This window comes from Pseudomonas sp. A1230 (assembly GCF_044218825.1).
Taxonomy (GTDB): Bacteria; Pseudomonadota; Gammaproteobacteria; order Pseudomonadales; family Pseudomonadaceae; genus Aquipseudomonas; species Aquipseudomonas iridis.
Genome location: NZ_CP162582.1, coordinates 4,253,768 through 4,279,705 on the forward strand (window position 1 = coordinate 4,253,768; position 25,938 = coordinate 4,279,705).

General features: G+C 60.0%; 22 protein-coding genes. 15 read left to right on the top strand and 7 right to left on the bottom strand.

What is annotated here, in order from left to right; genetic code table 11:
* Window positions 1–148 precede the first annotated feature (148 nt).
* The 3 genes from AB4P97_RS19930 (at window position 149) to AB4P97_RS19940 (ending at window position 6,272) form a co-directional block, all read left to right on the top strand.
* Window positions 149–844: a DNA-3-methyladenine glycosylase gene (locus tag AB4P97_RS19930; protein ID WP_395601513.1), complete on the top strand. Its 696-nt coding sequence runs from the start codon at window positions 149–151 to the stop codon at window positions 842–844.
* Between the two features lie 113 nt (window positions 845–957).
* Window positions 958–2,274: a bifunctional DedA family/phosphatase PAP2 family protein gene (locus AB4P97_RS19935; protein ID WP_200613233.1), complete on the top strand. Its 1,317-nt coding sequence runs from the start codon at window positions 958–960 to the stop codon at window positions 2,272–2,274.
* A gap of 488 nt (window positions 2,275–2,762) precedes the next feature.
* Window positions 2,763–6,272: a calcium-binding protein gene (locus AB4P97_RS19940; protein ID WP_395601514.1), complete on the top strand. Its 3,510-nt coding sequence runs from the start codon at window positions 2,763–2,765 to the stop codon at window positions 6,270–6,272.
* 9 nt (window positions 6,273–6,281) lie between these two features.
* Here the strand turns inward: AB4P97_RS19940 and AB4P97_RS19945 are convergent, their stop codons facing one another.
* Genes AB4P97_RS19945 through AB4P97_RS19955 form a run of 3 tightly spaced genes read right to left on the bottom strand, consistent with a single transcriptional unit; the run spans window position 6,282 to window position 7,961 of the window.
* Window positions 6,282–6,872 (bottom strand): LON peptidase substrate-binding domain-containing protein, encoded by a 591-nt coding sequence (locus AB4P97_RS19945; RefSeq protein WP_200613249.1) that lies wholly within the window; start codon window positions 6,870–6,872, stop codon window positions 6,282–6,284.
* 10 nt (window positions 6,873–6,882) lie between these two features.
* Window positions 6,883–7,599 (bottom strand): LrgB family protein, encoded by a 717-nt coding sequence (locus AB4P97_RS19950; RefSeq protein ID WP_395601515.1) that lies wholly within the window; start codon window positions 7,597–7,599, stop codon window positions 6,883–6,885.
* Window positions 7,599–7,961, bottom strand: coding sequence for a CidA/LrgA family protein (locus AB4P97_RS19955; protein WP_042561262.1), 363 nt, complete (start codon window positions 7,959–7,961; stop codon window positions 7,599–7,601). The genes AB4P97_RS19950 and AB4P97_RS19955 overlap by 1 nt, the downstream gene beginning before the upstream one ends.
* A gap of 180 nt (window positions 7,962–8,141) precedes the next feature.
* Between AB4P97_RS19955 and AB4P97_RS19960 the strand changes: the two genes are divergently transcribed.
* From AB4P97_RS19960 to AB4P97_RS19970, 3 genes are all read left to right on the top strand, one after another.
* Window positions 8,142–8,597, top strand: coding sequence for a MaoC family dehydratase (locus AB4P97_RS19960; protein ID WP_042561263.1), 456 nt, complete (start codon window positions 8,142–8,144; stop codon window positions 8,595–8,597).
* 110 nt (window positions 8,598–8,707) lie between these two features.
* The gene (locus tag AB4P97_RS19965; RefSeq protein ID WP_395601516.1) at window positions 8,708–10,435 is read left to right on the top strand and encodes a C13 family peptidase; all 1,728 of its coding nucleotides are present in this window, start codon (window positions 8,708–8,710) and stop codon (window positions 10,433–10,435) included.
* Between the two features lie 27 nt (window positions 10,436–10,462).
* A complete protein-coding gene (locus AB4P97_RS19970; protein ID WP_042561265.1) occupies window positions 10,463–11,104 on the top strand; it encodes an oxidoreductase in 642 nt (213 codons plus the stop codon).
* Window positions 11,105–11,243: 139 nt separating this feature from the next.
* Here AB4P97_RS19970 and AB4P97_RS19975 read toward each other — a convergent pair whose 3' ends face one another.
* The 4 genes from AB4P97_RS19975 to AB4P97_RS19990 all read right to left on the bottom strand — a co-directional run bounded on the left by AB4P97_RS19975 (window position 11,244) and on the right by AB4P97_RS19990 (window position 15,576).
* On the bottom strand, window positions 11,244–11,528 hold the full coding sequence (locus tag AB4P97_RS19975; protein ID WP_042561266.1) for a YceK/YidQ family lipoprotein: 285 nt from the start codon (window positions 11,526–11,528) through the stop codon (window positions 11,244–11,246).
* Complete coding sequence (gene ubiX, locus AB4P97_RS19980; RefSeq protein ID WP_042561267.1) at window positions 11,521–12,168, bottom strand: flavin prenyltransferase UbiX; 648 nt, start codon at window positions 12,166–12,168, stop codon at window positions 11,521–11,523. The genes AB4P97_RS19975 and ubiX overlap by 8 nt, the downstream gene beginning before the upstream one ends.
* A complete protein-coding gene (mpl, locus tag AB4P97_RS19985; protein ID WP_042561268.1) occupies window positions 12,165–13,514 on the bottom strand; it encodes a UDP-N-acetylmuramate:L-alanyl-gamma-D-glutamyl-meso-diaminopimelate ligase in 1,350 nt (449 codons plus the stop codon). Before mpl ends, ubiX begins: the two co-directional genes overlap by 4 nt.
* A 157-nt stretch (window positions 13,515–13,671) precedes the next feature.
* Window positions 13,672–15,576, bottom strand: a complete 1,905-nt coding sequence (locus tag AB4P97_RS19990) for a sigma-54-dependent Fis family transcriptional regulator (RefSeq protein WP_395601517.1) — start codon at window positions 15,574–15,576, stop codon at window positions 13,672–13,674.
* A 301-nt stretch (window positions 15,577–15,877) separates the two neighbouring features.
* Here AB4P97_RS19990 and AB4P97_RS19995 point away from each other — a divergent pair, with 301 nt between their 5' ends.
* From AB4P97_RS19995 to AB4P97_RS20035, 9 genes are all read left to right on the top strand, one after another.
* Window positions 15,878–17,398: an aldehyde dehydrogenase family protein gene (locus AB4P97_RS19995; protein WP_042561269.1), complete on the top strand. Its 1,521-nt coding sequence runs from the start codon at window positions 15,878–15,880 to the stop codon at window positions 17,396–17,398.
* Between the two features lie 210 nt (window positions 17,399–17,608).
* On the top strand, window positions 17,609–19,060 hold the full coding sequence (gene eat, locus AB4P97_RS20000; RefSeq protein WP_042561270.1) for an ethanolamine permease: 1,452 nt from the start codon (window positions 17,609–17,611) through the stop codon (window positions 19,058–19,060).
* A gap of 52 nt (window positions 19,061–19,112) precedes the next feature.
* Window positions 19,113–20,507 carry an ethanolamine ammonia-lyase subunit EutB gene (locus tag AB4P97_RS20005; protein WP_042561271.1) on the top strand — a complete coding sequence of 465 codons (1,395 nt, stop codon included), beginning with the start codon at window positions 19,113–19,115 and terminating at the stop codon, window positions 20,505–20,507.
* A 2-nt stretch (window positions 20,508–20,509) separates the two neighbouring features.
* A complete protein-coding gene (gene eutC, locus AB4P97_RS20010; RefSeq protein ID WP_395602958.1) occupies window positions 20,510–21,337 on the top strand; it encodes an ethanolamine ammonia-lyase subunit EutC in 828 nt (275 codons plus the stop codon).
* A gap of 115 nt (window positions 21,338–21,452) precedes the next feature.
* Window positions 21,453–21,914: an N-acetyltransferase gene (locus AB4P97_RS20015; RefSeq protein ID WP_016773002.1), complete on the top strand. Its 462-nt coding sequence runs from the start codon at window positions 21,453–21,455 to the stop codon at window positions 21,912–21,914.
* Between the two features lie 250 nt (window positions 21,915–22,164).
* Window positions 22,165–22,815: a DedA family protein gene (locus AB4P97_RS20020; RefSeq protein ID WP_042561272.1), complete on the top strand. Its 651-nt coding sequence runs from the start codon at window positions 22,165–22,167 to the stop codon at window positions 22,813–22,815.
* A gap of 4 nt (window positions 22,816–22,819) precedes the next feature.
* The gene (locus tag AB4P97_RS20025; protein ID WP_042561273.1) at window positions 22,820–23,632 is read left to right on the top strand and encodes a zinc-dependent peptidase; all 813 of its coding nucleotides are present in this window, start codon (window positions 22,820–22,822) and stop codon (window positions 23,630–23,632) included.
* Between the two features lie 112 nt (window positions 23,633–23,744).
* The gene (gene ppa, locus AB4P97_RS20030; protein ID WP_003205933.1) at window positions 23,745–24,272 is read left to right on the top strand and encodes an inorganic diphosphatase; all 528 of its coding nucleotides are present in this window, start codon (window positions 23,745–23,747) and stop codon (window positions 24,270–24,272) included.
* Between the two features lie 222 nt (window positions 24,273–24,494).
* Entirely contained in the window at window positions 24,495–25,241 is a 747-nt protein-coding gene (locus AB4P97_RS20035; RefSeq protein WP_115146495.1) for a helix-turn-helix transcriptional regulator, read from the top strand.
* Window positions 25,242–25,938 lie beyond the last annotated feature (697 nt).

Sequence of the window (25,938 nt, forward strand, 5' to 3'; positions counted from 1 at the left end):
GCGGCAGATTATAGCTGTCGCGTCCCGGGACTAACAGCGGTGACGGGCGGATGGTCGAAATGGACTACAAATTGCCAACGTTCAGCGGGAATTAAGACTGAAATTGTTATTATCGCGACCTCTTCAGCCCGGATAAACGTTGCCTGCCATGTCCGACCTGACCGTTGCCAGCCAAGCCGAACGCCTGCCACAAGGGCTTGCGGACAGTTTTTTCGACCGTGACTCTCAGACACTGGCGCGGGATCTGCTCGGCAAAGTCATCCGCCATCGGGTCGGTGATCTGTGGCTGAGTGCGCGAATCATCGAAACCGAGGCCTATTACTGCGCGGAAAAAGGCAGCCATGCGTCACTCGGCTATACAGAAAAGCGTAAGGCTTTGTTTCTGGATGGTGGCCACATCTATATGTATTACGCACGTGGCGGCGATTCGCTGAACTTCAGCGCGCAGGGGCCGGGCAATGCCGTACTGATCAAATCGGCTTATCCGTGGGTCGATGAAATCAGCGGCCCGGCGAGTCTGGCGCAGATGCTGTTGAACAATCCTGATGCGCAAGGTCGGCCGCGGCCATCGCAGAAGCTCTGCGCCGGGCAGACCTTATTGTGCAAGGCGCTGGGTTTGAAGGTGCCGATGTGGGACGCCAGGCGTTTTGATCATGAGCGGTTGCTGGTAGAAGATATCGGACCGGCGCCCGCGCACATCATTCAGACTACGCGCCTGGGTATTCCCCCTGGCCGTGACGAACACCTGATGTACCGCTTCGTCGACGCCGCCTACGCGCAATGGTGTACGCGGAACCCGCTGCGCCGGGGTCAGGTCGAAGGTCGGGACTATTTCCTGCTGTAAATAAAAACCCCTGTAGGAGCTGCCGCAGGCTGCGATCTTTCGCTTTGAAGATCAAAGGATCGCAGCCTGCGGCAACTCCTACAGGGGGCAATCAATGAAATGGAGTTTTTGGTATGGGCCCATGGCTCGATAGCGTGACCGGGTGGCTGGCGGCCAACCCACAGTGGCTGGCCGTCGCGGTGTTCATTGTGGCCTTTGTCGAATGCCTGGCAATTGCCGGTTTAATCGTGCCCGGCACGGTGTTGCTGTTTGCCGTTGCGGTGCTGGCCGGCAGCGGCGCACTGTCGTTGAGCGAAACCCTGTTGCTGGGTTTTCTTGGCGGGATTCTCGGCGATGTGGTCTCGTACTTCGTCGGTCGGCATTTCCACCAGAACATCCGCAGACTGCCGGGGCTGCGCCATCATCCTGAATGGATGAGCGGTGCCGAAAGCTATTTCCAACGTTACGGCATCGCCAGCCTGCTGGTCGGGCGCTTCATCGGGCCGCTGCGACCGATGCTTCCGATGGTCGCCGGCATGTGCGACATGCCCTTCCCCCGCTTCGCCGCCGTCAGTTTGCTGGCCACGGCCGGCTGGACACTGGCCTATCTGCTGCCGGGCTGGGCCACGGGCGCCGCATTCCGTCTGCCATTGCCCGAAGGTTTCTGGCTGGAAGCGGGGATCGTCGCAGGCAGCATCGCGGCGATGGTCGGCCTCAGTGTCAACAGCAGCCTGCGCCGCCATCGCCGCGCAACGGTCTGGATCAGCAGCATGAGCCTGTTGATTCTGGTTGGCCTGTTCATCGGCTTTCCGTACCTGACGGCACTCGATCAGGGCGTGATGACGCTGGTGCAGGAACATCGCCAACCGGTGCTGGATGAAATCGCGGTCACCTTCACCTTGATCGGTGAGTTCCGCAACATGCTGATGTTCAGCGCCCTGCTGACTGGCCTGTTGCTGCTGTGCCGACAGTGGCGCCACGCCATTTTCGCTGGCGGCACCCTGCTCGTCACCGCACTGGCGAACACCGCGACCAAACAGTTTTTCGCCCGTGTACGCCCGGAAGTGCTGACCGACCCTATTACCAGCTTCAGCATGCCCAGCGGCCATTCATCGGGCGCGTTCGCGCTGTTCCTGACCCTCGGCGTGCTGGCCGGGCGCGGGCAACCGCCACGCCTGCGCCTGACCTGGCTGCTGATCGCTTGCATACCCGCGCTGTCGATTGCCCTGTCGCGGGTGTATCTGGGCGCGCATTGGCCGACCGACATACTGGCCGGCGCCATGCTGGCGTCTTGCGTGTGCGCGGCGGCGTTGTGGTTGAGCCAGCGCAAAACCCCGTTGAACGCCATGCCATTCAAAGTCTGGTGGCTGGTTCTGCCAGCGCTGGTGGCGTTGTTCAGCTTTTTTGCTTTGCGCCATCTGCCCCATACCCTGGTGCGATACGCCTACTGACGACGCCGAGCCCTTCGGCGCCATCGGACATAATTTCGTCTCAGCGTCATTCTTCGCTCTCCTGGCCAGCCCCGGAGAGCGTTGTTGTCTGCCTGTCGGCAACTATTCATTCACGCACTTGGCGGCGCATTAACTTGCGTATAAAAACCGCGTTACATATCAATGGGGCAAATTCAACTTCGGCACTTTCACAATTTCACTATTCAATTAGATTGGTGCGCGAACTTCCTGAGTTATCGCTCAAAAGCATCATGAACAATCAGTGTCGTTCAATGACATCTCGACAACACTTCATGTGCCTGCGACCAGACTTTGCGTTTCAAACAATTAAATGATCGACAAGGATTTCATGCGCCCATAAACCCGCGCACCGGGCGACCAGGTCGCATGCGTCGAAGAAATTGTTTTGGCTGTAACAGGGAGTTTACCGAGTGCAACACGCCGGCACTTAGCCGCCACTTCACAGCAACCATTCAAAGGATTGAATTGTGCCAACACCTATAGACGCCGCCAGGCCGATAACACCTGAGCCAGTCATTCACGTCACACCGACCCACGCGCCGAGCGATCTGCAAAAGCCTGCGACGGGCCTGAGCGCAACGCCGCCGGGCATTCATGAATCGCCAGCCGATGGCGCCGAAAAACCCTCTTCGCGCACACTCAGATCGCTCGACAAACGTTTGGGCGCCTTGCGCATCGGTGAGTTCGCCATCACCCGTGTCGAGCTTCAGGCCATGGGCGCCACAATCGCCGGGCATGTGATCAGCGCAGACAACACGGACCTCAAGACACCCGACCAGGCGTTTCTCGACGCACTGGGCTTCAACCCGGACACCGTCGAGGCCCGGATCAAATCTGTCGCGCAGGCGGACAACACCACTGCCAGCTTCTTCTTCGAACTAGCGTGCAAACGCTCCATCGGTGCGCCGCCAGTGTTCAGCGCCGCCGAGCCGCTGGCGCCTGGCAGCCCGATGGAGCGCTTCGGCAGACTCGTCAATGCCGCGCAGAAAATCGATATTCAGCGCGTCGACGACGCTAGCCATTGGCCTACATGGGTCAGCAAAACCAGAAGCTCCATTTTCAATGGCGCGGGGGTCGGCCTGCAGGCTTACGGAATCTACAGCGGCATGGCCGGGATCGCGGACGCGATCAAGACCGGCGACTGGGGCGAAGCCGCGTTCAACGCCGGAGCTGTTGGCACGGAGCTTGGCTCACTGATCATCGAGCGCGGCCTGAGCAAGACCGGCGAAGCGATGCTCAAGAGCAACGGAGTGGTTTTCCAGCGTTTCTCCACGACGTCGGCGGGCAAGGTGCTGGGCCGCGGTGCCGGCTTGTTCGCCAGCGCCATCACCCTGCCCTTCGATGTGATCGGCGCGGTGAAATCATTCAACGCTGCGGCGGCGGCCCAGGGCAAGGAAGCCCAGGATCACTACGTCGGCGGCGCGCTGAGCGCGGCCAGTGCCGGGGTCAGTATTATCCTCGGCCTCGCGGCGCTGGCCGGCTTCGGCAACATCGCAGGTCCCGTGGGCATTCTGGCGGCGGGTGTGCTGGTGCTGGGTGCGGAGATCTACCGCGCTGCGCGGATCGTTGACGATATCGACGACTACATCGAATTGAGCGCGCACGAACGGCTGCGCTCCGGCTGGTTCGCCAGCGTGCGCAAGGAGCTCGACCAGGACGTGCTGGATCGCTACAAGGTTGCCAAGACCCAGAGCGACCACAGTCGGCAGGTCGAGCGCTCCGCCAGAGAGTTGCTCGACGGCGCCTACCGCGACTACGTCGAGCAGGTGATCAACGGCAGTTACAGCGTCAGCCTGCAACCGGTGAAACTCTGGAAGCACCAATGGAATGCGGGCGCGGGCGAACAACCGTTCAAGATCAGCCATGAACCGGTGGTGCAGGAAACCGCCGATGTCATCGATGCCCGCGATGGCCTGCCGCAGAATCTTGGCGGCGTGGTGACGGGCACCCTGGGAGACGACAAGGGCATCCTGTGGCGCCTGGGGGATGGCGAGGACACGATCACCGGCGTGAAGGCCAAATCGAATTTCTTCATATATCGCGCAGACGCAAAAAACCTCGTTGGCGGCGACAAGGCCGACGAATTCCACTACGAGGTGACCCACGCCGAACTGGAGCGGGAATTGCCACCGGCAGCCATCAGCAATCTTGACGGGGGCGAAGGCTCCGACCTGCTCTCCTTCACTTCCAGGCGTCCTGCCACGGATACTCGCCAGCAAGGTTACGACGTCAATCTGCACAGCGGCGAAGTCAGCTTGCGCGGCGCCGGGGCGACGGACACCTTGATCAAGGTTGCCCAGACTACTGGCCTCGAGAACGTCTCGACATTGACCGCAGGCGCGAGTCGGGTTACCGGCAGTGACGTTGCCAATCGGATTAGTGCCAACGGCATGGATACAGTGGACGCCGCCGCAGGCGACGACACCATCCTCATCCGTGGTACGCACTGCCGCGTGAACGGCGGCGCCGGCAGGGATCGTTACTTCATCACCGCCAGCAGCGCGGAGGTAACCATTATCGAGGATGCCGGGCAGTCGAGCCTGATCGAACTAGACTGGCCGCTGGCGACCATTCAGCGCTGGCAGATCATCGGCACGTCACTGGAGGTGCGTTCCTTGCGCGGCGAAGATGGCGAGCTGCCCGAGCACGTCCTGACCGTCGAAAACGTTTACCGGGAACTGGCCAGCCAGCGCTTGATCAACCATCAGCAACTGCTGTTCAAGACCCGCGACGGTTATGAACTGCTCCCGGTCCTGCCCGCCTCGCTCAATGACGCCGACGACCATGACGTGCAGGTGGCGCTGACTGTAGCGGGCCGGCAACCATCCGCCCTGGGCATCCTCAATGGCGGAAAAGTGCAGATCGCCAACACCAGCCCCAGGCAATATTTCGTCCCCCAGGGCGATGGCAAGATCGTCTTCGACGCAACTGCCACCCGGAAGACGGCTACCATCGTTTATCTCGACTGTAACCATGCAGACGTGGGCGACACGTACATCAACTACAACATTGATGTCCGCCATGGGGTGTCGGGCTATTCGTCACTCATTTACAGCAACATCAACCTGAGCCTGTTCATTCCCAACCGGGTGATCAACTTCGTCGGTGTCATCAGCGAGCGACACGCCGCCACATTCAATAGCGGTAGTGGCATTCTCACCAATGGCTTGCACATGGCCAATGAGGTCGTGCTGGTCTTCCGTGATGGCAAATCCTGCCGGTTGGTTGCGCCAAGGCTGGAGTATGCGCAGGACGTAAAACGCGCAGGCTTGCAGGGAAAAAATGCTCGCGACTGCCTGAAACTGCGCCATGGGCACTATTTCTTCCACGCGCCGAGGATCACCGAGCAGAGCTTGCTCCCGGCGCATAACGCCAGGATCGAGATCAAGGCAGACACACCTCAAGGCATTTACGCACTGCAAGGTCAGAGTGCCGAGTACGAGGTCTTCCCTGCCAGCAACGCGATGATCAGCCTGGCAACACCAGGTGCCGAGGCGAAAACCGCGAATGCCTCGAGCTGGACGATTCACACCGCAAACATGAAGGAAACGATCACGGGCAACGAGATACGCCTGGAGGGCACGACTCTACATGTGGGAACCGTCATCATCACGCTACCCAACATCGAAGCCGCTGATGTTCCGGTCGAGTCGGTTCATGTAGTCACCTCCAGCGGCAATGTCTATGAAATCAACCTTGTGTTCGAAATGCTGCAACTGCACGAAGTCAATGCGCAGGCTTACAGCAGCGTCAAAGCGTTAAGTGAAGACCTCGGGGCACACCGCAAACGCCAGCAACTGGCGGGGGTGGTCAGGGTTCGCAATATCTTCACCGACAAGGCTGTCGGCGCGAACGTGTTGTACAACGCCACGCACGATTACTGGAGTGTCGACAACCCGCCGGGTTACCGCATCGCCGCCGAAGACCTCAGCATCGATCTTGAATCGATCAGCTTGCCGCGCGTCACCGACAAATAAAAACGACCATCACGCGAACAACTCACCTTGCAGTTCATCGAGCAGCGCCTGGATAGCATCCAGTCGCTGCTGCGGATCGTCGAGTTGCAGCAGATCAATCTTGTCTTCTTCGGCGAATGGCAGCAGGTAGGCCAGCTGATTGGCCAATGACTGCTGGCCGTGCGCCTCGGTGCCCATGTTCAACGCCTCGACCATCGGGTGCTCGGCCAGCGCCTTGAGCAGTGCCACCAGATCGGCGTCTTCGTCCTGCAAGGGTTGCTCGGGTTCATCGTCCAGCCACTCGACGTCGGCGAGGATCAACTGGTCGCGCTGCACTTCGGTGCGCAACACATGGAAACGCCGCCCGCCTTGTACGCGAATGCCCAGCAAGCCGTTTTCCTGCTGCTGGAAATCGGTGATCCGCGCTTCACACCCCACCAGCGCGTAACCCGCGGGAGCGATACCGACTTCAAGGCCATCGAGAATGCACACCACGCCAAAGCCGCCACCCTGTTTCATGCAGCGGCCAATCATGTCCAGGTAGCGCGCCTCGAAGATCTGCAGGTCGAGGTTGCAGCCGGGAAACAGCACTGTGTTCAACGGAAAAAGCGCCAGACTCATAGACATTTCCTTACACCACCATCGACACCGCCAACGGCAGGAACACCGCCGTGGCCACGCCCATCAGACTCATTGCCAACGCCGCGAAGGCGCCGGTCTCATCACTCTCCTGCATCGCCACCGCCGTGCCGACGGCATGCGCGGTCATGCCCAGCGCCATGCCGCGTGCTTCGGGGCTGTGCACGCCGAGGCGGGTCAACAGCGCCGGGCCGAAGATCGCACCGATGACCCCGGTGATCAGCACGAACACCGCCGCCAGCGCCGCCACGCCACCGATCTGCTCGGCCACCAGCATCGCAATCGGCGAGGTCACTGACTTCGGCGCCATGGTCATCAGGATCATGTGATCAGCACCGAACCACCCCCCCAGCAAGACGCCCATGCCCGTGGCGACCACTCCACCTATCACTAGCGTAGTAAAAATCGGCCAGAACAATTGGCGAATGCGCCGCAGATTGAGATACAGCGGCACTGCCAGCGCTACCGTCGCCGGGCCGAGCAGAATGCTGAGGATCTCGGTGCTCTTGCGGTACTCGGCGTACGTCAGGCCGCAGCCGACCAGTACACCGATCACCAACAGCATGGAGACCAGCACCGGCTGCAAAAAGATCCAGCGCGTTTTCTCGAACGCCGCCAGCACCAGTTGATAGGCACCAAGGGTGATGCCGATGCCGAACAGCGGATGGTGAATCACCGACGCCCAGGCGCCGTGCCAATCAAAGAGCATCAGGACTCCTCCGACGGCTGTGCGTGACGCTTGGCCAGGCGTTGCATCAACACACCGGCGAAGGCCATCGAGAGAATCAGCGACACCACCAGCGCACCGACAATCGCCCAGAAATCGGCGGCAATCGCCGTGGCGTAAACCATCACGCCCACCGCGGGCGGCACCAGCAGTAACGGCAGATAACGCAACAGGCTGCCGGCCGCCAGATTCAACGGCTCGCCGACTTCACCGCGAATAATCAGGAATACCAGCAACAGCAGCAGACCGATGATCGGCCCCGGCAGCACCGGCAAGAGCAAATGATTGAGTGCCGTGCCGAGCAATTGGAACAGCACCAGCAGGGTCAGGCCTCGTAACAACATCTGACATCTCCGACAAAAAGCGCCCGGCATTATAAGCATGCCCGCGCTATGGATCGGCATTCGCCAAAAGCATGGTCGGTTGACCTGAGCAAATTGCCATGATGATCTACAGTGGTTCGCAGGGCGGTCAAATCCCCCACCTGAAAAACTATAAAACAGATGAACCCAAGGAGAGTCTCAATGCCCTATGTTCCAGTTGCAGAGCTCAAAGATTATGTCGGCAAGGAACTCGGACGTTCCGAATGGCTCACCATCGATCAGGAACGCATCAACCTGTTCGCCGAAGCCACCGGTGATTTTCAGTTCATTCACGTCGACCCGGTCAAAGCCGCGCAAACGCCTTTTGGCAGCACCATTGCCCACGGTTTCCTGTCGTTGTCACTAATGCCCAAACTGATGGAAGACATCCTGATCCTGCCCGAAGGCGTGAAGATGGTCGTCAACTACGGTCTGGACAGTGTGCGTTTCATCCAGCCCGTGAAGGTCAATTCGAAAGTCCGACTCAAGGTCGACATGGTTGAAGTGACCGAGAAAAAACCTGGCCAGTGGCTGCTCAAAGCCACCGCGACACTTGAGATAGAAGGCTCGGACAAACCGGCCTACATCGCTGAACCGCTGTCGCTCTGCTTCGTTTAAGCGCCGGGATGCGAAGCGGCGCACGCTGTTTCGCATCTGCTTCCCCTGAGCGGCTGTATAAGGTCACATAGCTGCGGCATACTCGGTCGCCTAATTGCCCGGATCCCGCTATGCGCTCACTCGCTTGTCTTGCACCCCTTGCCTTGACCCTGTTGCTTGCCGCTTGCGGCGACGGCGAATCGCTGTTGCCCCCGGATGCGCGCCTGCCGGACGGCGGACGCTATCGCGGCGAGTTGGTCGATGGCTTGCTGCAAGGTCAGGGACGTGTCGACTACCCCAACGGCAGCTGGTACGCCGGGCAGTTCGACAAGGGGCAGTGGCATGGGCAGGGCGAATGGCATGGCAGTAATGGCGAGATCTATCGCGGCCAGTTCCAGCAGGGATTGTTCGACGGTCAGGGCAGCCTGACCACCAATGCCAGCAGTTACACCGGCGGCTTCAAACAGGGCCGGCGTGACGGCGAAGGCACGTTGAAAGAAAACGCCATGACCTACCGTGGCGAATTCAAGGCTGATCAATATTCCGGGCTCGGCCGTCTCGAAATGGATGACGGCAGCTCTTATCAAGGCCAGTTCGCCCACGGCAAACCCAATGGCGAAGGCCAGCGCGGTGATTCCAGCGGCAACTCGTTCACCGGCCATTTCGTCAACGGTCAGCTTGAAGGCAACGGTACGTTCAACAGCGCTGACGGCGACATCTATGTCGGTGGCTTCAAGAACAACCAACTGCACGGCAAGGGCCGCTACGAAAACGCCGACGGCGATGTCTGGCTGGGCCAGTTCAAGGAAGGCGCGCTGACCGGCAAGGGCGAATTGATAGGCGCCGACGGTAGCCATTACATCGGTTCGTTCAGCGACTGGCGCTTCAGCGGTCAGGGTCGCTTGAACCTGTCCGATGGCAGCTTTTATATCGGCGGATTCGACAACGACAGTTATTCGGGGCGCGGCACGCTGGTGCTCACCGACGGCAGTGTCATGAGCGGCACCTGGATCAACGGCCAGCGTGTGCGTGATGCCGATGGCAAATTGCTGCCCGACACCCTCGAACTCGGCCTGCTCGCTCAGGGCCGTTTGCTTGATGAGGCATTGGCGGCGATTCCGCCCTCGACGCCTGCGGTCGAGTTGTACACCCTGACCCTCGGCGGCGACGGCAAGCAGAGCGTGTTCCTGCGCGAATCCGACTACGTCGCCAACATGCTCAATACGCGTTTCAGCGCGCACGGCCAGATTCGTCTGGTCAACCACCGCGACCACCTCGGCGACCGACCGATGGCCACTCGAGAGAACCTGCGCCGCGCTGCACTGACCCTGGCCGAACGCAGTGGTCCGGAAGATTTGCTGTTCATCTACCTGACCAGCCACGGCACCGCCGAACATGAGCTGGTGCTCGACCAGCCGCGCATGGAACTGGCCGACCTGCCCGCCGACGAACTCGCCGCCGTGCTCGCGCCGCTGAAAAACCGCGACAAGATCATCGTGATTTCCGCGTGTTACTCCGGCGGTTTCATCCCGGCGCTAAAAGACGAACGCACGCTGATCATGACCGCCTCGCGCGCTGATCGCGTGTCCTTCGGCTGCTCCGAAGAAGCCAACTTCACCTACTTCGGCGATGCGCTGTTCGCCCAGGCATTGAACCAGACCGACGATCTGGAGCAAGCCTTCAAACTGGCCAGGGCCACCGTCGCCGAGCGTGAACTGGCGGACAATTTCGAAGCCTCGGAGCCGCAGATCTGGGCACCGAAAACCGTGCTGTCGCACTGGCAGCAACTGCGTAAACAGCAAGCGCGAAAAGCTTTGCAAAGTGCTGCGTTGAACGACGGAGCGATAAAGAGCAACTAAGCTGAACAGTATCAAGGGAGAGACACTATGTACTTGACGCCTCAGCACGTATTGCTTGCCGGTGCCACCGGTTTGACCGGTGAACATCTACTCGACCGTTTGCTCAACGAGCCAACGATTTCTCGCGTCCTCGCCCCCTCCCGTCGGCCACTGGCCGAGCATCCGCACCTGGAAAACCCGGTCGGCGACCCACAGGCCTTTCTGCCGCAGCTCAGCGGTCGCGTCGACATCGCCTATTGCTGCCTCGGCACCACCATCAAACAGGCCGGCTCCGAAGCGGCGTTTCGCGCAGTCGATCTGGACATGGTGGTGGCGTTTGCCAAGCGCGCGCGGGAGATGGGTGCGCGGCATCTGATCGTGATCAGCGCCATCGGCGCCGATCCGAAATCGTCGGTTTTCTACAACCGGGTCAAAGGTGAAATGGAGCAGGCATTGCGTGCGCAAGACTGGCCGCAACTGACCATTTGCCGGCCGTCGCTGTTGCTCGGCGAACGTTCCGAACCACGCTTGGGCGAGCAGCTTGCTGCGCCGTTTTCGAAGTTGATTCCGGGTAAATACCGGGGAATCGAAGCGTGCCAACTGGCCCGGGCAATGTGGCGGCTGGCGCTGGAGGAGCAGGATGGGGTTCGGGTGATCGAATCGGATGAACTGAGGAAACTGGGCAAATAATCTGAAATCGCAATCGCCAGCAGGCTGGCGATGGAGTGCGCAGCACTCCCGGGATCAAAAGATCGCAGCCTTCGGCAGCTCCTGCATGGATCTTAATTTCACCCTGTAGGAGCTGCCGAAGGCTGCGATCTTTTGATCTTTACATCCCGCCAGTCGCCTGAAACCCCACGCCGATCACGGTCAGTAGCGACAACGGCAACAGCAGCGTATCCAGCAAAGCACTCGCCGGCAGGTCCACACCCGGATAACTCGGCGCCTCGGCACCGAATCGATCCATCGCACAACACCCGCCATTCAACGCATACAAATCCAGCCGCGTACCGGAATACACCACCGGCGCCCCCGGTTTGGCCGCGTCCAGCGTGCGCACAGTGGCGCACCCGGCCAGTTGCAGCGCCAGCACAATCACCAGCAGCTTATTCATCGCTGCTCAAATGATGCTCACCCCAACGCGGCAGCATGTCCTGCGGGATGCCCAGCAGATTGAGAATCCGCGCGACGACGAAATCGATCAGGTCATCGATAGTCTGCGGCTGATGATAGAAACCGGGTGAGGCCGGCAGAATCGTCACGCCCATGTTCGACAGTTTGAGCATGTGCTCCAGATGAATGCTTGAATACGGCGCCTCGCGCGGCACCAGAATCAACTGGCGACGCTCCTTCAAGGTGACGTCGGCTGCGCGTTCGATCAGGTTGTTGCAGGCACCCGTCGCGATGGCCGACAGCGTCCCGGTCGAGCACGGCACAACCACCATCGCCGCTGGCGCGCCAGAGCCCGAGGCCACCGGCGACATCCAGTCTTCCTTGCCGTACACGCGGATCTGCCCGGCGGCGGCCCCGGTGTATTCGGTCAGGAACGCCTGCATCATCTGCGGTTTGGGCGGCAGCGAGACGTCGGTTTCGGTGGCCATCACCAGTTGCGCGGCTTTGGAGATCAGGAAGTGCACCTCGCGATCTTCCCGCACCAGACAATCGAGCAGGCGCAAACCGTACTGCGCGCCCGATGCACCTGTCATCGCCAGCGTGATGCGCTCCGGGCCGCCGTTCTGCGCAAAAGTGTTCATTGCAGCGCCTCGGCGAGTTTGCCGTGCAGGCCGCCGAAGCCGCCGTTGCTCATGATCACCACGTGAGTGCCGGGCTGAGCCTGGCTTTTCACGCGTTCGATGATGCCTTCCAGCGTATCGCTGACAATCGACGGCACCTTGCACAGCGCAGCGGTGGCGGCCAGATCCCAGCCAAGGTTGGCCGGGGCGTACCAGATCACCTGATCGGCATCGTTCACGCTGTCCGGCAAACCGTCACGGTGCGCGCCGAGTTTCATCGAGTTGGAGCGTGGCTCGATGATCGCGATCAACGGTGCATCACCGATGCGCTTGCGCAGGCCATCAAGCGTGGTGGCGATCGCCGTCGGGTGATGGGCGAAATCGTCGTAGATGGTGATGCCGCGCACTTCCGCGACTTTTTCCATCCGACGCTTGACGTTCTTGAACGCGCTCAACCCGGCGATGCCCATCGACGGCACCACCCCCACATGACGCGCAGCCGCCAGCGCAGCAAGGGCGTTGGCGACGTTGTGCTGGCCAGTCAATTCCCACTCGACCGTGCCTTGGGACACACCTTCGAACATCACTTCAAAGGCCGAGCCGTCTTCGCTGAGCAATTTGACCTGCCACTGACCGCCAGCACCGGTGGTTTGCACCGGGGTCCAGCAGCCCATCTCGATTACCCGCTGCAAGGCAGGCTCGGTGGTCGGATGGATCACCAGGCCTTCGCTCGGGATGGTGCGCACCAAATGGTGGAATTGCCGTTCGATGGCCGGCAAATCGGGGAAGATGTCTGCGTGATCGAACTCAAGATTGTTGAGGATCGCGGTGCGCGGGCGGTAGTGCACGAACTTCGAACGCTTGTCGAAGAAAGCGCTGTCGTACTCGTCGGCCTCGATCACGAAAAACGGCGTACCGCCCAAACGTGCGGACACCGAGAAGTTCTGCGGCACGCCCCCGATCAGGAAACCCGGGCTCATGCCGGCGTGCTCCAGCACCCAGGCGAGCATGCTGCTGGTGGTGGTTTTGCCATGGGTGCCGGCAACGGCCAGCACCCAGCGACCTTGCAGCACGTGATCAGCCAGCCACTGCGGGCCAGAGACGTACGGCAGGCCTTTGTTCAGCACATATTCCACCGCCGGATTACCGCGCGACATGGCATTACCGATCACCACCAGATCCGGCGCCGGATCGAGCTGAGCCGGATCGTAGCCCTGCGTCAGCTGAATGCCTTGGGCCTCGAGCTGCGTGCTCATCGGCGGATAGACGTTGGCGTCGGAGCCGGTCACGTGATGGCCCAGCTCTTTGGCCAGAACCGCCATCGAGCCCATGAAAGTCCCGCAGATACCCAGAATATGAATGTGCATAGTCGACCTCGTAAAACATGGCCGCAGGTTAGCGTAGGGAGGGGGAAATCGCACCTTGTGTTTCGCCTTTGCCGACGCCTTCGCGAGCAGGCTCGCTCCCACAAGGTTGGCGCTAACCCTGTGGGAGCGAGCCTGCTCGCGAACGGTGCGGCGCGGTTTAGCGGGCAATCCCGTGTTTACGCAGCTTTCTATAGAGGGTATTGCGACTGACCCCAAGCTGCTGCGCCGTCTGCGTCATATGCCAGCGTTGCTGTTCCAGGGCATTCAGCAACGCCAACCGCTCGGCATCCTCCAGCGGATGTTCGGATGAGCAAACCTCCAACACCTGTGGCCGCACCTGCCGAATCATCGCCGGCAAATCCTCCAGACCGATCCGCCCCTCATCACACAACGCCGCCAGCGTGCGCAGGACATTACGCAACTGCCGCACATTCCCCGGCCAGTTGAACGCCAACAAGGCCTGCCGCGCCAGCTCTTCAATCAGGATCGTTTCCCCGCTCGCCTCCTCGGCCAGCAGGAAGTCCAACAGTTGCGATTTATCACTGCGCTCACGCAACGCCGGCAACGCCACTTCCAGGCCGTTGAGCCGGTAATACAGATCCTCGCGAAAACTGCCGTTCTCGACTCGCTCCAGAAGATTGCGGTGAGTCGCACTGATGATCCGCACGTTGACAGCTTCCGGCTCGCCGCCGATCGGCACCACTTGCCGGTCCTCAAGCACGCGCAAGAGACGGGTCTGCAAGGCCAACGGCATGTCGCCGATTTCATCAAGGAACAATGTGCCGCCATCGGCCTGCTGAAGTTTGCCGCGCATGCCGTCCTTGCGCGCGCCGGTAAAACTGCCTCCGCGATAGCCGAACAGCTCACTTTCGATCAGGCTTTCAGGAATCGCCGCGCAATTGAGGGCAACGAAGGCTTTGCTCGCGCGTTGACTGGCCTGATGCACAGCTTTGGCGAAAGCCTCTTTGCCGGAGCCCGTTTCACCATTGATCAACAGCGGCACATCACGCTCGAAAACCCGCAGGGCTTTGCGAAAGTCCGCCTGCAACGCCGCGTCACCGAGACAAATCCCCGACAGGCGCGCAGCCTGCGCCACGACCGGCGCGGGCATGATCGGCGTCGTTTTGCGCGACTCGCCGCGCAACACCGCAAACAGATTTCGCCCGTCACGGGTGCGTAATGGCCAACTCGCGCTGGCATTGGCACTAGCACGACCGAGCAATTCATCCAGCGAACAATCGAAAAACGCCTCGACGGGTTTACCGAGCAATCCACCGCGGATGTGCCCAAGCAGGTTCAGCGCACTCTGGTTGACTGCACTGATCCGCCCTTCTCCATCAAATGCCAGCAGCCCTTCGCTGAACAGCCCGACGGACTCGGCCTGTAAATGAAAGCGCAGCAACCATTGATTATCGAAACAGCGCAGGAAGTAGCAGCTCTCGATCATCTTCGCCGACAGATTGACCAGCGCCATGGTGTGGAACTGGCTCTGCCGCGAGACGTCGTGACGTGCCGAGGACACATCAAGCACCGCCAGCAATTCGCCGTGCGGATCGAACACCGGGCTCGCCGAGCAGGTCAGGCCGGTGTGGCGCCCGCGGAAATGTTCATCCTGATGAATGGTCAGCGCCTGGCGTTCAACCAGGCAAGTGCCGATGCCATTGGTACCTTCACAGGCTTCGCTCCAGTCGGCGCCGAGCCAGAGGCCGGCACGCTCGAAAATCTTGCGTTCGGCCGGCGCGGTAACGCAGTTGAGGATCACCCCACGGGCATCGGTCAGCAGCACCGCGTGTCCGGCACCGGAGAGTTGCTGATGCAGGCTGCTCATTTCATTGCCGGCAATCTGCAACACCTGTTGCAGGCGCTCGCGGCTTTCAAGAACGCGGCCATGTTCGAGCACGGTAGGCGCCATGCTCAGCGCTGGGTCGAGGTGATAGTCCTCAACACAGCGCAGCCACGAGCGGGCTATCGACGGATCGGCTCCCGGCCCGTGCAGATGCGGTTTGCCCTGGGTAACGGTGAGCACCTGTTGGGCATGGCGACTCAAATGATTGTTGTGCATTTCTTATTGTTCTCCCCGAAGCTCGACGGCCCAATGCTGAGGTGACGCCCAGCATCCTCCAGCCAACCAGCGTTTGCAATGCTGGCAAGACTGCCCGGTCACTGGCTGTGCCAAAAGCGGTACAAACTGTCACTCAGCCTGTACCGAAACCGTCACAGCTGCGATCCGCCCGTCCGACAGAAACCACGCAACGCCTTGATTTACATGACCCGCACGGCGGTGGCCCGACCTTTGCTCTACGCTTATAGCAAGCGCACTTGCGCGTTTCTCTAATAAGTACAAAGCCAAGGAGAACATCATCATGCGTTACGCTCACCCCGGCACTGAAGGCGCCAAAGTCTCGTTCAAGAGCAAGTACGGTAACTACATCGGCGGCGAGTTCGTCGCGCCTGTCAAAGGTCAGTACTTCACCAACACTTCGCCAGTCAATGGCCAACCGATTGCCGAATTCCCCCGCTCCACTGCCGAAGACATCGACAAGGCACTGGATGCCGCCCACGCCGCCGCTGACGCCTGGGGTGCAACCTCGGTGCAGGCGCGTTCGCTGGTCCTGCTGAAAATCGCCGACCGTATCGAACAGAACCTCGAACTGCTGGCGATCACCGAAACCTGGGACAACGGCAAAGCCATCCGCGAAACCCTAAATGCCGATATCCCGCTGGCTGCCGACCACTTCCGCTACTACGCCGGTTGCATCCGCGCTCAGGAGGGCAGCGCAGCCGAAATCGACGGCAACACCGTGGCTTATCACATCCATGAACCACTGGGCGTAGTCGGCCAGATCATCCCGTGGAATTTCCCGATCCTGATGGCCGCCTGGAAACTCGCGCCAGCGCTGGCGGCGGGAAACTGCGTGGTGCTCAAGCCTGCCGAGCAAACGCCGCTGGGTATTTCCGTGCTGGTCGAACTGATCGGCGATCTGCTGCCGCCGGGCGTGCTGAACGTTGTGCAGGGCTTCGGCAAAGAAGCCGGCGAAGCGCTGGCGACCAGCAAACGCATCGCCAAGATTGCCTTTACCGGCTCGACGCCGGTTGGCTCGCACATCATGAAATGCGCTGCTGAAAACATCATTCCGTCCACCGTGGAACTGGGCGGCAAATCGCCGAACATCTTCTTCGAAGACATCATGCAGGCCGAACCAACCTTCATCGAGAAAGCTGCCGAAGGTCTGGTGCTGGCGTTCTTCAACCAGGGCGAGGTCTGCACCTGCCCTTCTCGCGCACTGGTTCAGGAATCGATCTACGACGAGTTCATGGCCGTCGTGATGAAGAAAGTCCTGCAAATCAAACGTGGCGATCCGTTGGACACCGACACCATGGTTGGCGCCCAGGCGTCCGAGCAGCAATTCGACAAGATCCTGTCCTACCTGGAAATCGCCAAGGGCGAAGGCGCGGAGCTGCTGACCGGCGGCAAAGTGGAAAAACTCGAGGGCAATCTGTCGACCGGCTATTACATCCAGCCGACCCTGCTCAAAGGCACCAACAAGATGCGCGTGTTCCAGGAAGAAATCTTCGGCCCGGTGGTGAGCATCACCACGTTCAAGGACGAAGCCGAAGCCCTGGCCATCGCCAACGACACCGAGTTCGGCCTCGGCGCCGGCCTGTGGACCCGCGACATCAACCGCGCCTACCGCATGGGCCGGGCTATCAAGGCCGGTCGCGTCTGGACCAACTGCTATCACCTGTACCCGGCGCACGCCGCGTTCGGCGGCTACAAGAAGTCCGGCGTTGGTCGTGAAACCCACAAAATGATGCTCGATCACTATCAGCAGACCAAGAACCTGCTGGTGAGCTACGACATCAATCCGCTGGGCTTCTTCTAAAGCATCAGGGCGAGGCAGGTATTCCTGGCTCGCCCTTTCGACCGCTTTCGCGAGCAGACTCGCTCTCACAGGGAATTGCGTGCCCCGCAATGCTCGACCCGACACACATCCAGTGTGGGAGCGAGCCTGCTCGCGAAAGCGATGTGCGATTCAACCCATGGTCCCTGGCTCTGCAACTGGGCCAATAAAACAATAAAAATGGTGAACCCTATGCCTATCGAATCCCCCGCTGGCGCTCCGGCGACCGGCTCATCCGTCGACTTTGAAAAAGTCGGCTCGGACTACTTCCAACAACGCGAATTGAAAAAAGGCGCCGCCGGCTGGGTTCTGCTGGTGGGGCTTGGCGTCGCGTATGTGATCTCAGGCGACTATGCAGGCTGGAACTTCGGCTTGGCGCAGGGCGGTTGGGGCGGGATGTTCCTCGCGACGCTGCTGATGGCCACCATGTATCTGTGCATGTGTTTTTCCCTGGCCGAACTGTCCTCGATGATTCCCACCGCCGGTGGCGGCTACGGCTTTGCCCGCAGCGCGTTCGGCCCGTGGGGCGGCTTCCTGACCGGGACCGCGATCCTTATCGAATACGCCATCGCACCCGCCGCAATTGCCGTGTTCATCGGCGCCTATTGCGAGTCGCTGTTCGGCATCGGCGGCTGGATGATTTATCTGGCGTTCTACATCATTTTTATCGCCATCCACATCTTCGGGGTCGGCGAAGCATTGAAGCTGATGTTCGTCATCACTGCCGTCGCCGCGCTGGCGCTCGGCGTGTTCCTGGTGGCGATGGTGCCGCACTTCGACGTCGCCAACCTGCTCGACATCCCGGTGACCAGTGCTGCCGGCGCCAGCCCTTTCCTGCCGTTCGGCTATGTCGGCGTCTGGGCGGCGATTCCTTACGCGATCTGGTTTTTCCTCGCCGTTGAGGGCGTGCCGTTGGCTGCCGAAGAAACCAAAAACCCGAAACGTGACCTGCCACGCGGACTCATCGGCGCCATGCTGGTGCTGCTGGCCTTTGCCCTGCTGATCCTGATCGTCGGGCCTGGTGGTGCGGGTGCCAATTCGCTGCTGACGTCGGGCAACCCGCTGGTTGAAGCGCTGAGCAAAGCCTATGGCGGCTCGACCTGGATGGGCGGTTTCGTCAATCTCGTGGGCCTGGCCGGGTTGATCGCCAGTTTCTTCTCGATCATCTATGCCTACTCGCGGCAGATTTTCGCCTTGTCGCGCGCAGGTTACCTGCCGCGAAAACTCTCCCAGACCAACAAAAGCAAGGCGCCAGTGCTGGCGCTGATCATTCCAGGGATCATCGGTTTTGGTCTGTCGCTGACCGGCCAGGGCGACCTGCTGATTCTGGTCGCGGTGTTCGGCGCGACCATTTCCTATGTACTGATGATGGCGGCGCACATCACGCTGCGCATCCGCCGCCCCAAAATGGATCGGCCGTACCGCACGCCTGGCGGCATTTTCACCTCCGGCGTGGCGCTGGTGCTGGCTTGCATCGCCGTCATCGCGGGTTTCCTGGTCGACCCACGGGTCGTGATCGGCGCCGCTATCATCTATGGAGTGTTAATTGCTTACTTTGCTTTCTACAGTCGACATCACTTGGTAGCAGGTACGCCGGAAGAAGAATTCGCGGCGATTCAGAACGCTGAAAAAGCCCTGCACTGACTGCCGAAAACCACGGCGCAGGACAGACCTGCGCCGTCACGGAGAATTCTGTATGGCGAGTTTCGCTCACACGGTCGGCGCCCAGACCTACCGCTTCGACAGCCTCAAGGACGTCATGGCCAAGGCCAGCCCGGCGCGTTCCGGAGACTTTCTCGCGGGTGTCGCCGCACTCAACGACGGCGAGCGCGTGGCCGCGCAAATGGCGCTGGCCGACATTCCGCTGACACATTTCCTACAGGAAGCACTGATTCCTTACGAAGCCGATGAAGTCACCCGGCTGATCATCGACACTCATGACAAACCGGCCTTCGCCGTGGTCAGCCACCTCACCGTCGGTGGTTTTCGCGACTGGCTGCTCAGCGACGCCGCTGACGAAACCAGTCTGCGAGCCCTTGCCCCTGGCCTGACTCCGGAAATGGTCGCCGCCGTGTCGAAGATCATGCGCGTGCAGGATCTGGTGCTGGTGGCGCAGAAGATCCGCGTGGTCACAAAGTTTCGCGGCACTCTCGGTCTGCACGGGCGCCTGTCGACCCGCCTGCAACCGAATCACCCCACCGATGAGCCCTCCGGCATCGCCGCGAGCATTCTCGACGGCCTGCTGTACGGCAACGGCGACGCGATGATCGGTATCAACCCGGCCACCGACAGCATCGCCTCAATCTGCGCGATGCTGGAAATGCTCGACGCGATCATCCAGCGCTACGACATCCCGACTCAGGCCTGCGTGCTGACCCACGTCACGACCTCCATCGAGGCGATCAACCGTGGCGTGCCGTTGGATCTGGTATTCCAGTCGATCGCAGGCACCGAGGCGGCCAATGCCAGTTTTGGCATCAATCTGAATGTGTTGCAGGAAGGCTACGACGCCGGATTAAGCCTGAACCGCGGCACCCTCGGGCAAAACCTGATGTATTTCGAAACAGGGCAAGGCAGCGCCTTGTCGGCCAACGCTCACCACGGCGTCGATCAACAGACCTGCGAGACAAGAGCCTACGCCGTGGCGCGACATTTCAAGCCGTTCCTGGTGAACACCGTCGTAGGATTTATCGGCCCGGAATACCTCTACAACGGCAAACAGATCATCCGCGCCGGCCTCGAAGACCACTTCTGCGGCAAGTTGCTCGGCGTGCCGATGGGTTGCGACATCTGCTACACCAACCACGCCGAAGCCGATCAGGACGACATGGACACCCTGCTGACCCTGCTCGGTGTGGCGGGGATCAACTTCATCATGGGCATCCCCGGCTCCGACGACATCATGCTCAACTACCAGACCACCTCGTTCCACGACGCGCTCTACGCGCGCCAGACTCTGGGCCTGAAACCAGCCCCGGAATTTGAACAGTGGCTGGCGAACATGGGCATCTTCACCCAGGCGGACGGTAAGGTCCGCTTCGGCAACAACCTGCCGCCGGCCTTCCGCCAGGCCTTGGCGCAACTGGGATAAGCCTGATGGATAAACCGCCTGTCGACCCACAAAACCCATGGCTGGAACTGCGTCGCCTGACGCCGGCGCGAATCGCCCTCGGCCGCACCGGCACCAGCCTGCCAACCAGTGCGCAACTGGATTTCCAGTACGCCCACGCTCAGGCGCGGGATGCGGTGCATCTGCCGTTCGATCATGCCGGGCTCAGTGCGCAACTGAGTGAGCGTGGGCGCGAAAGCCTGCTTGTGCACAGCGCAGCGGTGGACCGCAACAGCTACCTGCAACGTCCGGATCTGGGACGCAAGCTCAGCGATGAGTCAGCGCAGGCCTTGCGCGATTACGCAGCGGCCCATCCGGGCGGCGTCGATCTGGCGATTGTCGTGGCTGACGGTCTGTCGGCGCTGGCGTTGCATCGGCATACGCTGCCGTTTCTGCTCCGGCTGGAAGAGCAAATGGGCGGCGACGGCTGGTCGATTGCGCCCCTCGTTCTGGTAGAACAGGGCCGCGTTGCCGTCGGCGACGAGATCGGTCAACTGCTTGGCGCAAAAATGGTCGTCATGCTGATTGGCGAACGCCCTGGCCTCAGCTCGCCGGACAGCCTCGGTTTGTATTTCACCTACAATCCAAAAATCGGATTGACCGACGCCTATCGCAATTGCATTTCCAACGTACGGCTTGAAGGCTTGAGCTACGGCATGGCGGCGCATCGCTTGCTGTACCTGATGCGCGAAGCCTGTCGGCGACAGCTGTCGGGGGTCAACCTGAAGGACGAAGCACAGGTTCAGACGCTGGAGTCGGACGCAGGAGCGGACATGAAAGGAAACTTCCTACTCGATCCGCCCCCAGCCTGAACCGTTTCCGCATTGCGTTTCTGCGCTGGTTTAAGGCAGGATCGACGCACGGCCGCCAGGGTTTCCCATCGCCGTCAGAGCAGTTGAAGACAGCCACTTGAAGACGAGACCTATCATGCGGATTATTCAAGCGACCCTCGAACATCTGGATTTGTTGACTCCGTTGTTCGTCAAATATCGCGAGTTCTACGGTTCCCTGCCTTACCCGGATTCCTCCCGCGCGTTTCTCGAAAAACGCCTGCGCCGCAAAGAGTCGGTGATCTATCTGGCTCTGGCCGATGATGACGACAAAAAACTGATGGGCTTCTGTCAGCTGTATCCGAGCTTCTCCTCGCTGTCGCTCAAACGCGTGTGGATCCTCAACGACATCTACGTCGCCGAAGACGCTCGGCGCCAACTGGTCGCCGACAACCTGATCCGTACCGCGAAGAAAATGGCCAAGGAAACCCAGGCCGTGCGCATGCGCGTCTCCACCAGTGCCAACAACGAAGTGGCGCAGAAAACCTACGAATCGATTGGCTTCAAGGAAGACACCGAGTTCAAGAACTACGTGCTGCCGATCAGCGACGAGCTATAACGCCAGTTTGACGAGTCTATTTGTGGCCAGGGGAGCTCCCTCGCCACAAAAACTCACGCCCCCACAACTCCGTATCTCTGACAATTCCTCACACCTCGACATCCCGCGCTACAAAACCAACACGCGCGTCATCATTCAAACCGTATAATCCCGATCTTCCCGGCTTGTAAGAAAAACTACATCCCGCTGTAGGCTTACACGAAGTCATCCGCACAGGCCCACTGAGTAGGGCCGCCATACAGGTGCCCCCATGGATTTCAACCCGCTCGACCTTATCCTGCATCTCGACGTTTACCTCGACTTGCTGGTGAACAACTACGGGCCGTGGATCTACGCCATCCTGTTTCTGGTGATTTTCTGTGAAACCGGTCTGGTGGTGATGCCGTTCCTGCCTGGCGATTCGCTGCTGTTCATTGCCGGCGCTGTTGCGGCTGGCGGCGGCATGGACCCAGTGCTGTTGGGCGGTCTGCTGATGCTCGCTGCGATCCTGGGCGACAGCACCAACTACGTCATCGGGCGAACGGCTGGCGAAAAGCTGTTCAGCAACCCGAACTCGAAAATCTTCCGCCGCGACTATCTGCAAAAGACCCACGATTTCTATGACAAGCACGGCGGCAAAACCGTGACCCTGGCGCGTTTCCTGCCAATCATCCGGACTTTCGCACCGTTCGTCGCCGGCGTAGCACGGATGCCGTACCCGCGTTTCTTCGGTTTCAGCGTATTGGGCACCATCCTCTGGGTGGGCGGACTGGTGACCCTGGGTTACTTCTTCGGCAACGTACCGTTCATCAAGAAAAACCTGTCGTTGCTGGTGGTCGCCATCATTCTGCTGTCGCTGATTCCGATGATCATCGGCGTGGTGCGCAGCCGATTCGGCGGCACCAAAGTCCAATCGCACTAAGCCGATGTGGTCGCTGAGCGCCTGGCGCCGCCGGCGCATTCTGGCCAGGCACCCGATTGCCGACGAGATGTGGCAACAGGTGCGCCATCACCTGAGCTTTCTTGATGGCATCACGCCCGCAGAAGATCAGTGGCTGCGCGAAGCCTGTGTGCTGTTTCTCGAAGACAAACACCTGAGCGCCCTGCCCGGCGTCGAATTGCATCAGGAGCAACGCCTACTGCTCGCCGCCCAGGCACAATTACCGCTTTTGCATCTGGGCGATCTGAACTGGTATCAGGGTTTTCACGAAATCGTCCTCTATCCCGACGACTTCCTCAGCCCACAGCGTCACCGCGATGCCAGTGGCGTCGAGCATGAATGGGATGGCGAACACAGCGGTGAAGCCTGGCAGCAGGGGCCGATCATCCTCGCCTGGCCGGGCGTGATGGCCAGTGGTGGCTGGGAGGGCTACAACCTGGTGATTCACGAACTGGCGCACAAACTCGACATGCTTAACGGTGACGCCAACGGCCTGCCGCCGCTGCACACCGACATGCGCGTCAGCGACTGGGCCGATGTGATGCAGACGGCTTACGACGATCTCAACCGCCAGCTCGACGACAATCCCGACGCAGAAACCGCCATCGATCCCTACGCCGCCGAGAACCCGGCCGAGTTCTTCGCCGTCACCAGCGAATACTTCTTCAGCGCCCCGGATCTGCTGCACGAGGCTTATCCGCAGGTCTACGCGCAACTGCAGCTTTTCTATCGGCAGGACCCGTTGGGCAGGTTGCGGCAACTTCAGGCCAGCGACCCGGTCTATCAGGCGCACGACTAAGTTCTGCACGACTTTAGGTTCATGGCGTCGACGGCAGAATATGCCTATAATCGCCGCCACTTTTTGGTCAATCCGGCCAAGTGTTTTTGGTCAACTACGGGGGCAACGCCCAATGAGCTACAGCAAGATTCCGGCTGGCAAAGACCTGCCGAACGACATCTACGTCGCGATCGAGATCCCGGCCAACCACGCGCCGATCAAATACGAAATCGACAAAGACAGCGATTGCCTGTTCGTTGACCGTTTCATGGCCACCCCAATGTTCTACCCGGCCAACTACGGTTACATCCCGAACACCCTGGCTGACGACGGTGATCCCCTCGACGTGCTGGTCGTAACCCCTTACCCGGTTGCGCCAGGTTCGGTAATCCGCGCACGCCCGGTTGGTATCCTGAACATGACTGACGACGGCGGCGGCGATGCCAAAGTTATCGCAGTGCCACACGACAAGCTGTCCCAGCTGTACGTCGACGTGAAGGAATACACCGACCTGCCACCGCTGCTGATCCAGCAGATCGAGCACTTCTTTGCGAACTACAAAGATCTCGAAAAAGGCAAATGGGTCAAGATCGAAGGCTGGGCCGGTGCAGACGCCGCCCGCGAAGCGATCACCAAGTCGGTTGCTGCCTACAAAGGCTGAGTCCATGCAACCTGCGTGATGCTTGGATAAAACCCCGGTCGATCCGGGGTTTTTTATGTGCGAGAACATCCCCCTTAAACGGACTGTTTAAACTCTGCGCGATACGGTTTTAACTTGTTTAATTTCCCACAAGAACGTCTTACATCCAGTCGCAAAATTCAGCCCGTTTTTGAACGCCAAGTTTATTCAAACCCCTCTAGCACGGCCGTAGACTCCGTGTTTATGAGAAAGAACACTAGCGGTCCAAGATTCAAGGCACTCCTGGAAAAAGCGAACATCTCCACCACGGGTTTCGCAAAGTTCTGGGGCACGGAAGCCCAAAATGTCCACAACTGGTACACCCGGGGCGTCCCGGCGTATCGCATGGAAGAAGTCTCACGCCTGTTGTCCGTCAACAGCGAATGGCTGAAAACCGGCGAAGGCACCAAAGAGATACCAAGCCTGACCCCGCCCGCGAGCAACGGCGACACCTTCGACGCCCAGACCATCCGTGGCGTCTACAACGTCATCGACCCCAACGACATCGATCTGGCGTTCTTCAAAGAAACACCGCAGACCAACGGCTCTGGAAAAACCCACGTCATCCAGGACCCGGACCTGTCCATCCGCCTGCTACGCGCGCACCTCGATCAACTGGAAATCCGCCCAGGCGACGCTATCTGCGCACACATGATCGGCAATAGCATGGCCGACCGCATCGATGACGGCTCCATCGTCGCCATCGACCGCGGCCTCACCCAAGTCGTCGACGGCGAAATCTACGCCATCGAACACGACGGCATGCTTCGCATCAAATACCTGCATCGCATGCCCGGCAACGGCCTGCGCCTGCGCAGCCACAACAGCGCTGAATATCCCGACGAAGTCTTTCGCCCCGCACAAATCGAAGAGCAGCGGATCCATATATTGGGTTGGGTGTTCTGGTGGTCGACGCTGAGCAAACGGCGGCCGGTGGTGCCATTTCTCTGAGCTGGTTTGGCTGACTTTGCCTCACACCGAACCTGTGGGAGCCAGCCTGCTGGCGATGAGGCCCTGATATCCGGTACAAATCTTGATTTTTTGCCAGCGAGATCGCTCTAACCCGCACTTCACACTGGGAATCCAAAGCAAAACTCAGTATCCTGCGCCCCACATTTGCGCATCGCCCCGCTCCCGCGGCTCAGATGACGCCCGACGCGGCAGACCAACGTCTGACCAAGTCCCACAGCCGGACGCAGATCCGGGTGTACGTTTTGAAGGCTGGCAAGGCTTACCAAAAATAGGCCAAGCCAGTCCCCGAGAAGCCGGCCACAAGCCGGCTTTTTAATGCCTGAAAACCACGTAGAATGCGGGCTTGATACAAAACCCCTTCATTGACCCACACTTTGACCCACACCCTAGCTCGGAGTTAGCCCCAGATTTACGATCTGAATCTCTGTGGGGCAAGCGAGAGCAGCATGCTCATCAATCGCTTTAAATTAGTAATGCAGTGAGGGTGGATCAATTCGAATATATCGAGCGACTTCGAAAGCTGAGAAGGCGTCGCAGAGCCCTCCGGCGATCTCTGACCCTTTCAGCCCTGTCAAAACCTTCAGTGTGAATTGGATAGAACCCGTAGACCCCCTTGTGGTTTAGCCCATAGCGTCGTTACTCTCTCCGCCGCTCAGATGTGCGCGTCAAGCTGACA

Excerpts from the sequence above, each read along its gene's own strand:
- AB4P97_RS19960 (WP_042561263.1), top strand. The coding sequence starts at position 8,142 with ATGCCCTATGTTCCAGTTGCAGAGCTCAAAGATTATGTCGGCAAGGAA.
- AB4P97_RS19930 (WP_395601513.1), top strand. The coding sequence starts at position 149 with ATGTCCGACCTGACCGTTGCCAGCCAAGCCGAACGCCTGCCACAAGGG.
- AB4P97_RS19965 (WP_395601516.1), top strand. The coding sequence starts at position 8,708 with ATGCGCTCACTCGCTTGTCTTGCACCCCTTGCCTTGACCCTGTTGCTT.
- AB4P97_RS19955 (WP_042561262.1), bottom strand. The coding sequence starts at position 7,961 with ATGTTGTTACGAGGCCTGACCCTGCTGGTGCTGTTCCAATTGCTCGGC.
- AB4P97_RS20025 (WP_042561273.1), top strand. The coding sequence starts at position 22,820 with ATGTGGTCGCTGAGCGCCTGGCGCCGCCGGCGCATTCTGGCCAGGCAC.
- ppa (WP_003205933.1), top strand. The coding sequence starts at position 23,745 with ATGAGCTACAGCAAGATTCCGGCTGGCAAAGACCTGCCGAACGACATC.
- AB4P97_RS19990 (WP_395601517.1), bottom strand. The coding sequence starts at position 15,576 with ATGCACAACAATCATTTGAGTCGCCATGCCCAACAGGTGCTCACCGTT.
- eat (WP_042561270.1), top strand. The coding sequence starts at position 17,609 with ATGCCTATCGAATCCCCCGCTGGCGCTCCGGCGACCGGCTCATCCGTC.
- mpl (WP_042561268.1), bottom strand. The coding sequence starts at position 13,514 with ATGCACATTCATATTCTGGGTATCTGCGGGACTTTCATGGGCTCGATG.
- AB4P97_RS20035 (WP_115146495.1), top strand. The coding sequence starts at position 24,495 with ATGAGAAAGAACACTAGCGGTCCAAGATTCAAGGCACTCCTGGAAAAA.
- AB4P97_RS20005 (WP_042561271.1), top strand. The coding sequence starts at position 19,113 with ATGGCGAGTTTCGCTCACACGGTCGGCGCCCAGACCTACCGCTTCGAC.
- AB4P97_RS20015 (WP_016773002.1), top strand. The coding sequence starts at position 21,453 with ATGCGGATTATTCAAGCGACCCTCGAACATCTGGATTTGTTGACTCCG.
- AB4P97_RS19975 (WP_042561266.1), bottom strand. The coding sequence starts at position 11,528 with ATGAATAAGCTGCTGGTGATTGTGCTGGCGCTGCAACTGGCCGGGTGC.
- AB4P97_RS19950 (WP_395601515.1), bottom strand. The coding sequence starts at position 7,599 with ATGCTCTTTGATTGGCACGGCGCCTGGGCGTCGGTGATTCACCATCCG.
- AB4P97_RS19995 (WP_042561269.1), top strand. The coding sequence starts at position 15,878 with ATGCGTTACGCTCACCCCGGCACTGAAGGCGCCAAAGTCTCGTTCAAG.
- AB4P97_RS19935 (WP_200613233.1), top strand. The coding sequence starts at position 958 with ATGGGCCCATGGCTCGATAGCGTGACCGGGTGGCTGGCGGCCAACCCA.
- AB4P97_RS19970 (WP_042561265.1), top strand. The coding sequence starts at position 10,463 with ATGTACTTGACGCCTCAGCACGTATTGCTTGCCGGTGCCACCGGTTTG.
- AB4P97_RS20020 (WP_042561272.1), top strand. The coding sequence starts at position 22,165 with ATGGATTTCAACCCGCTCGACCTTATCCTGCATCTCGACGTTTACCTC.
- ubiX (WP_042561267.1), bottom strand. The coding sequence starts at position 12,168 with ATGAACACTTTTGCGCAGAACGGCGGCCCGGAGCGCATCACGCTGGCG.
- AB4P97_RS19945 (WP_200613249.1), bottom strand. The coding sequence starts at position 6,872 with ATGAGTCTGGCGCTTTTTCCGTTGAACACAGTGCTGTTTCCCGGCTGC.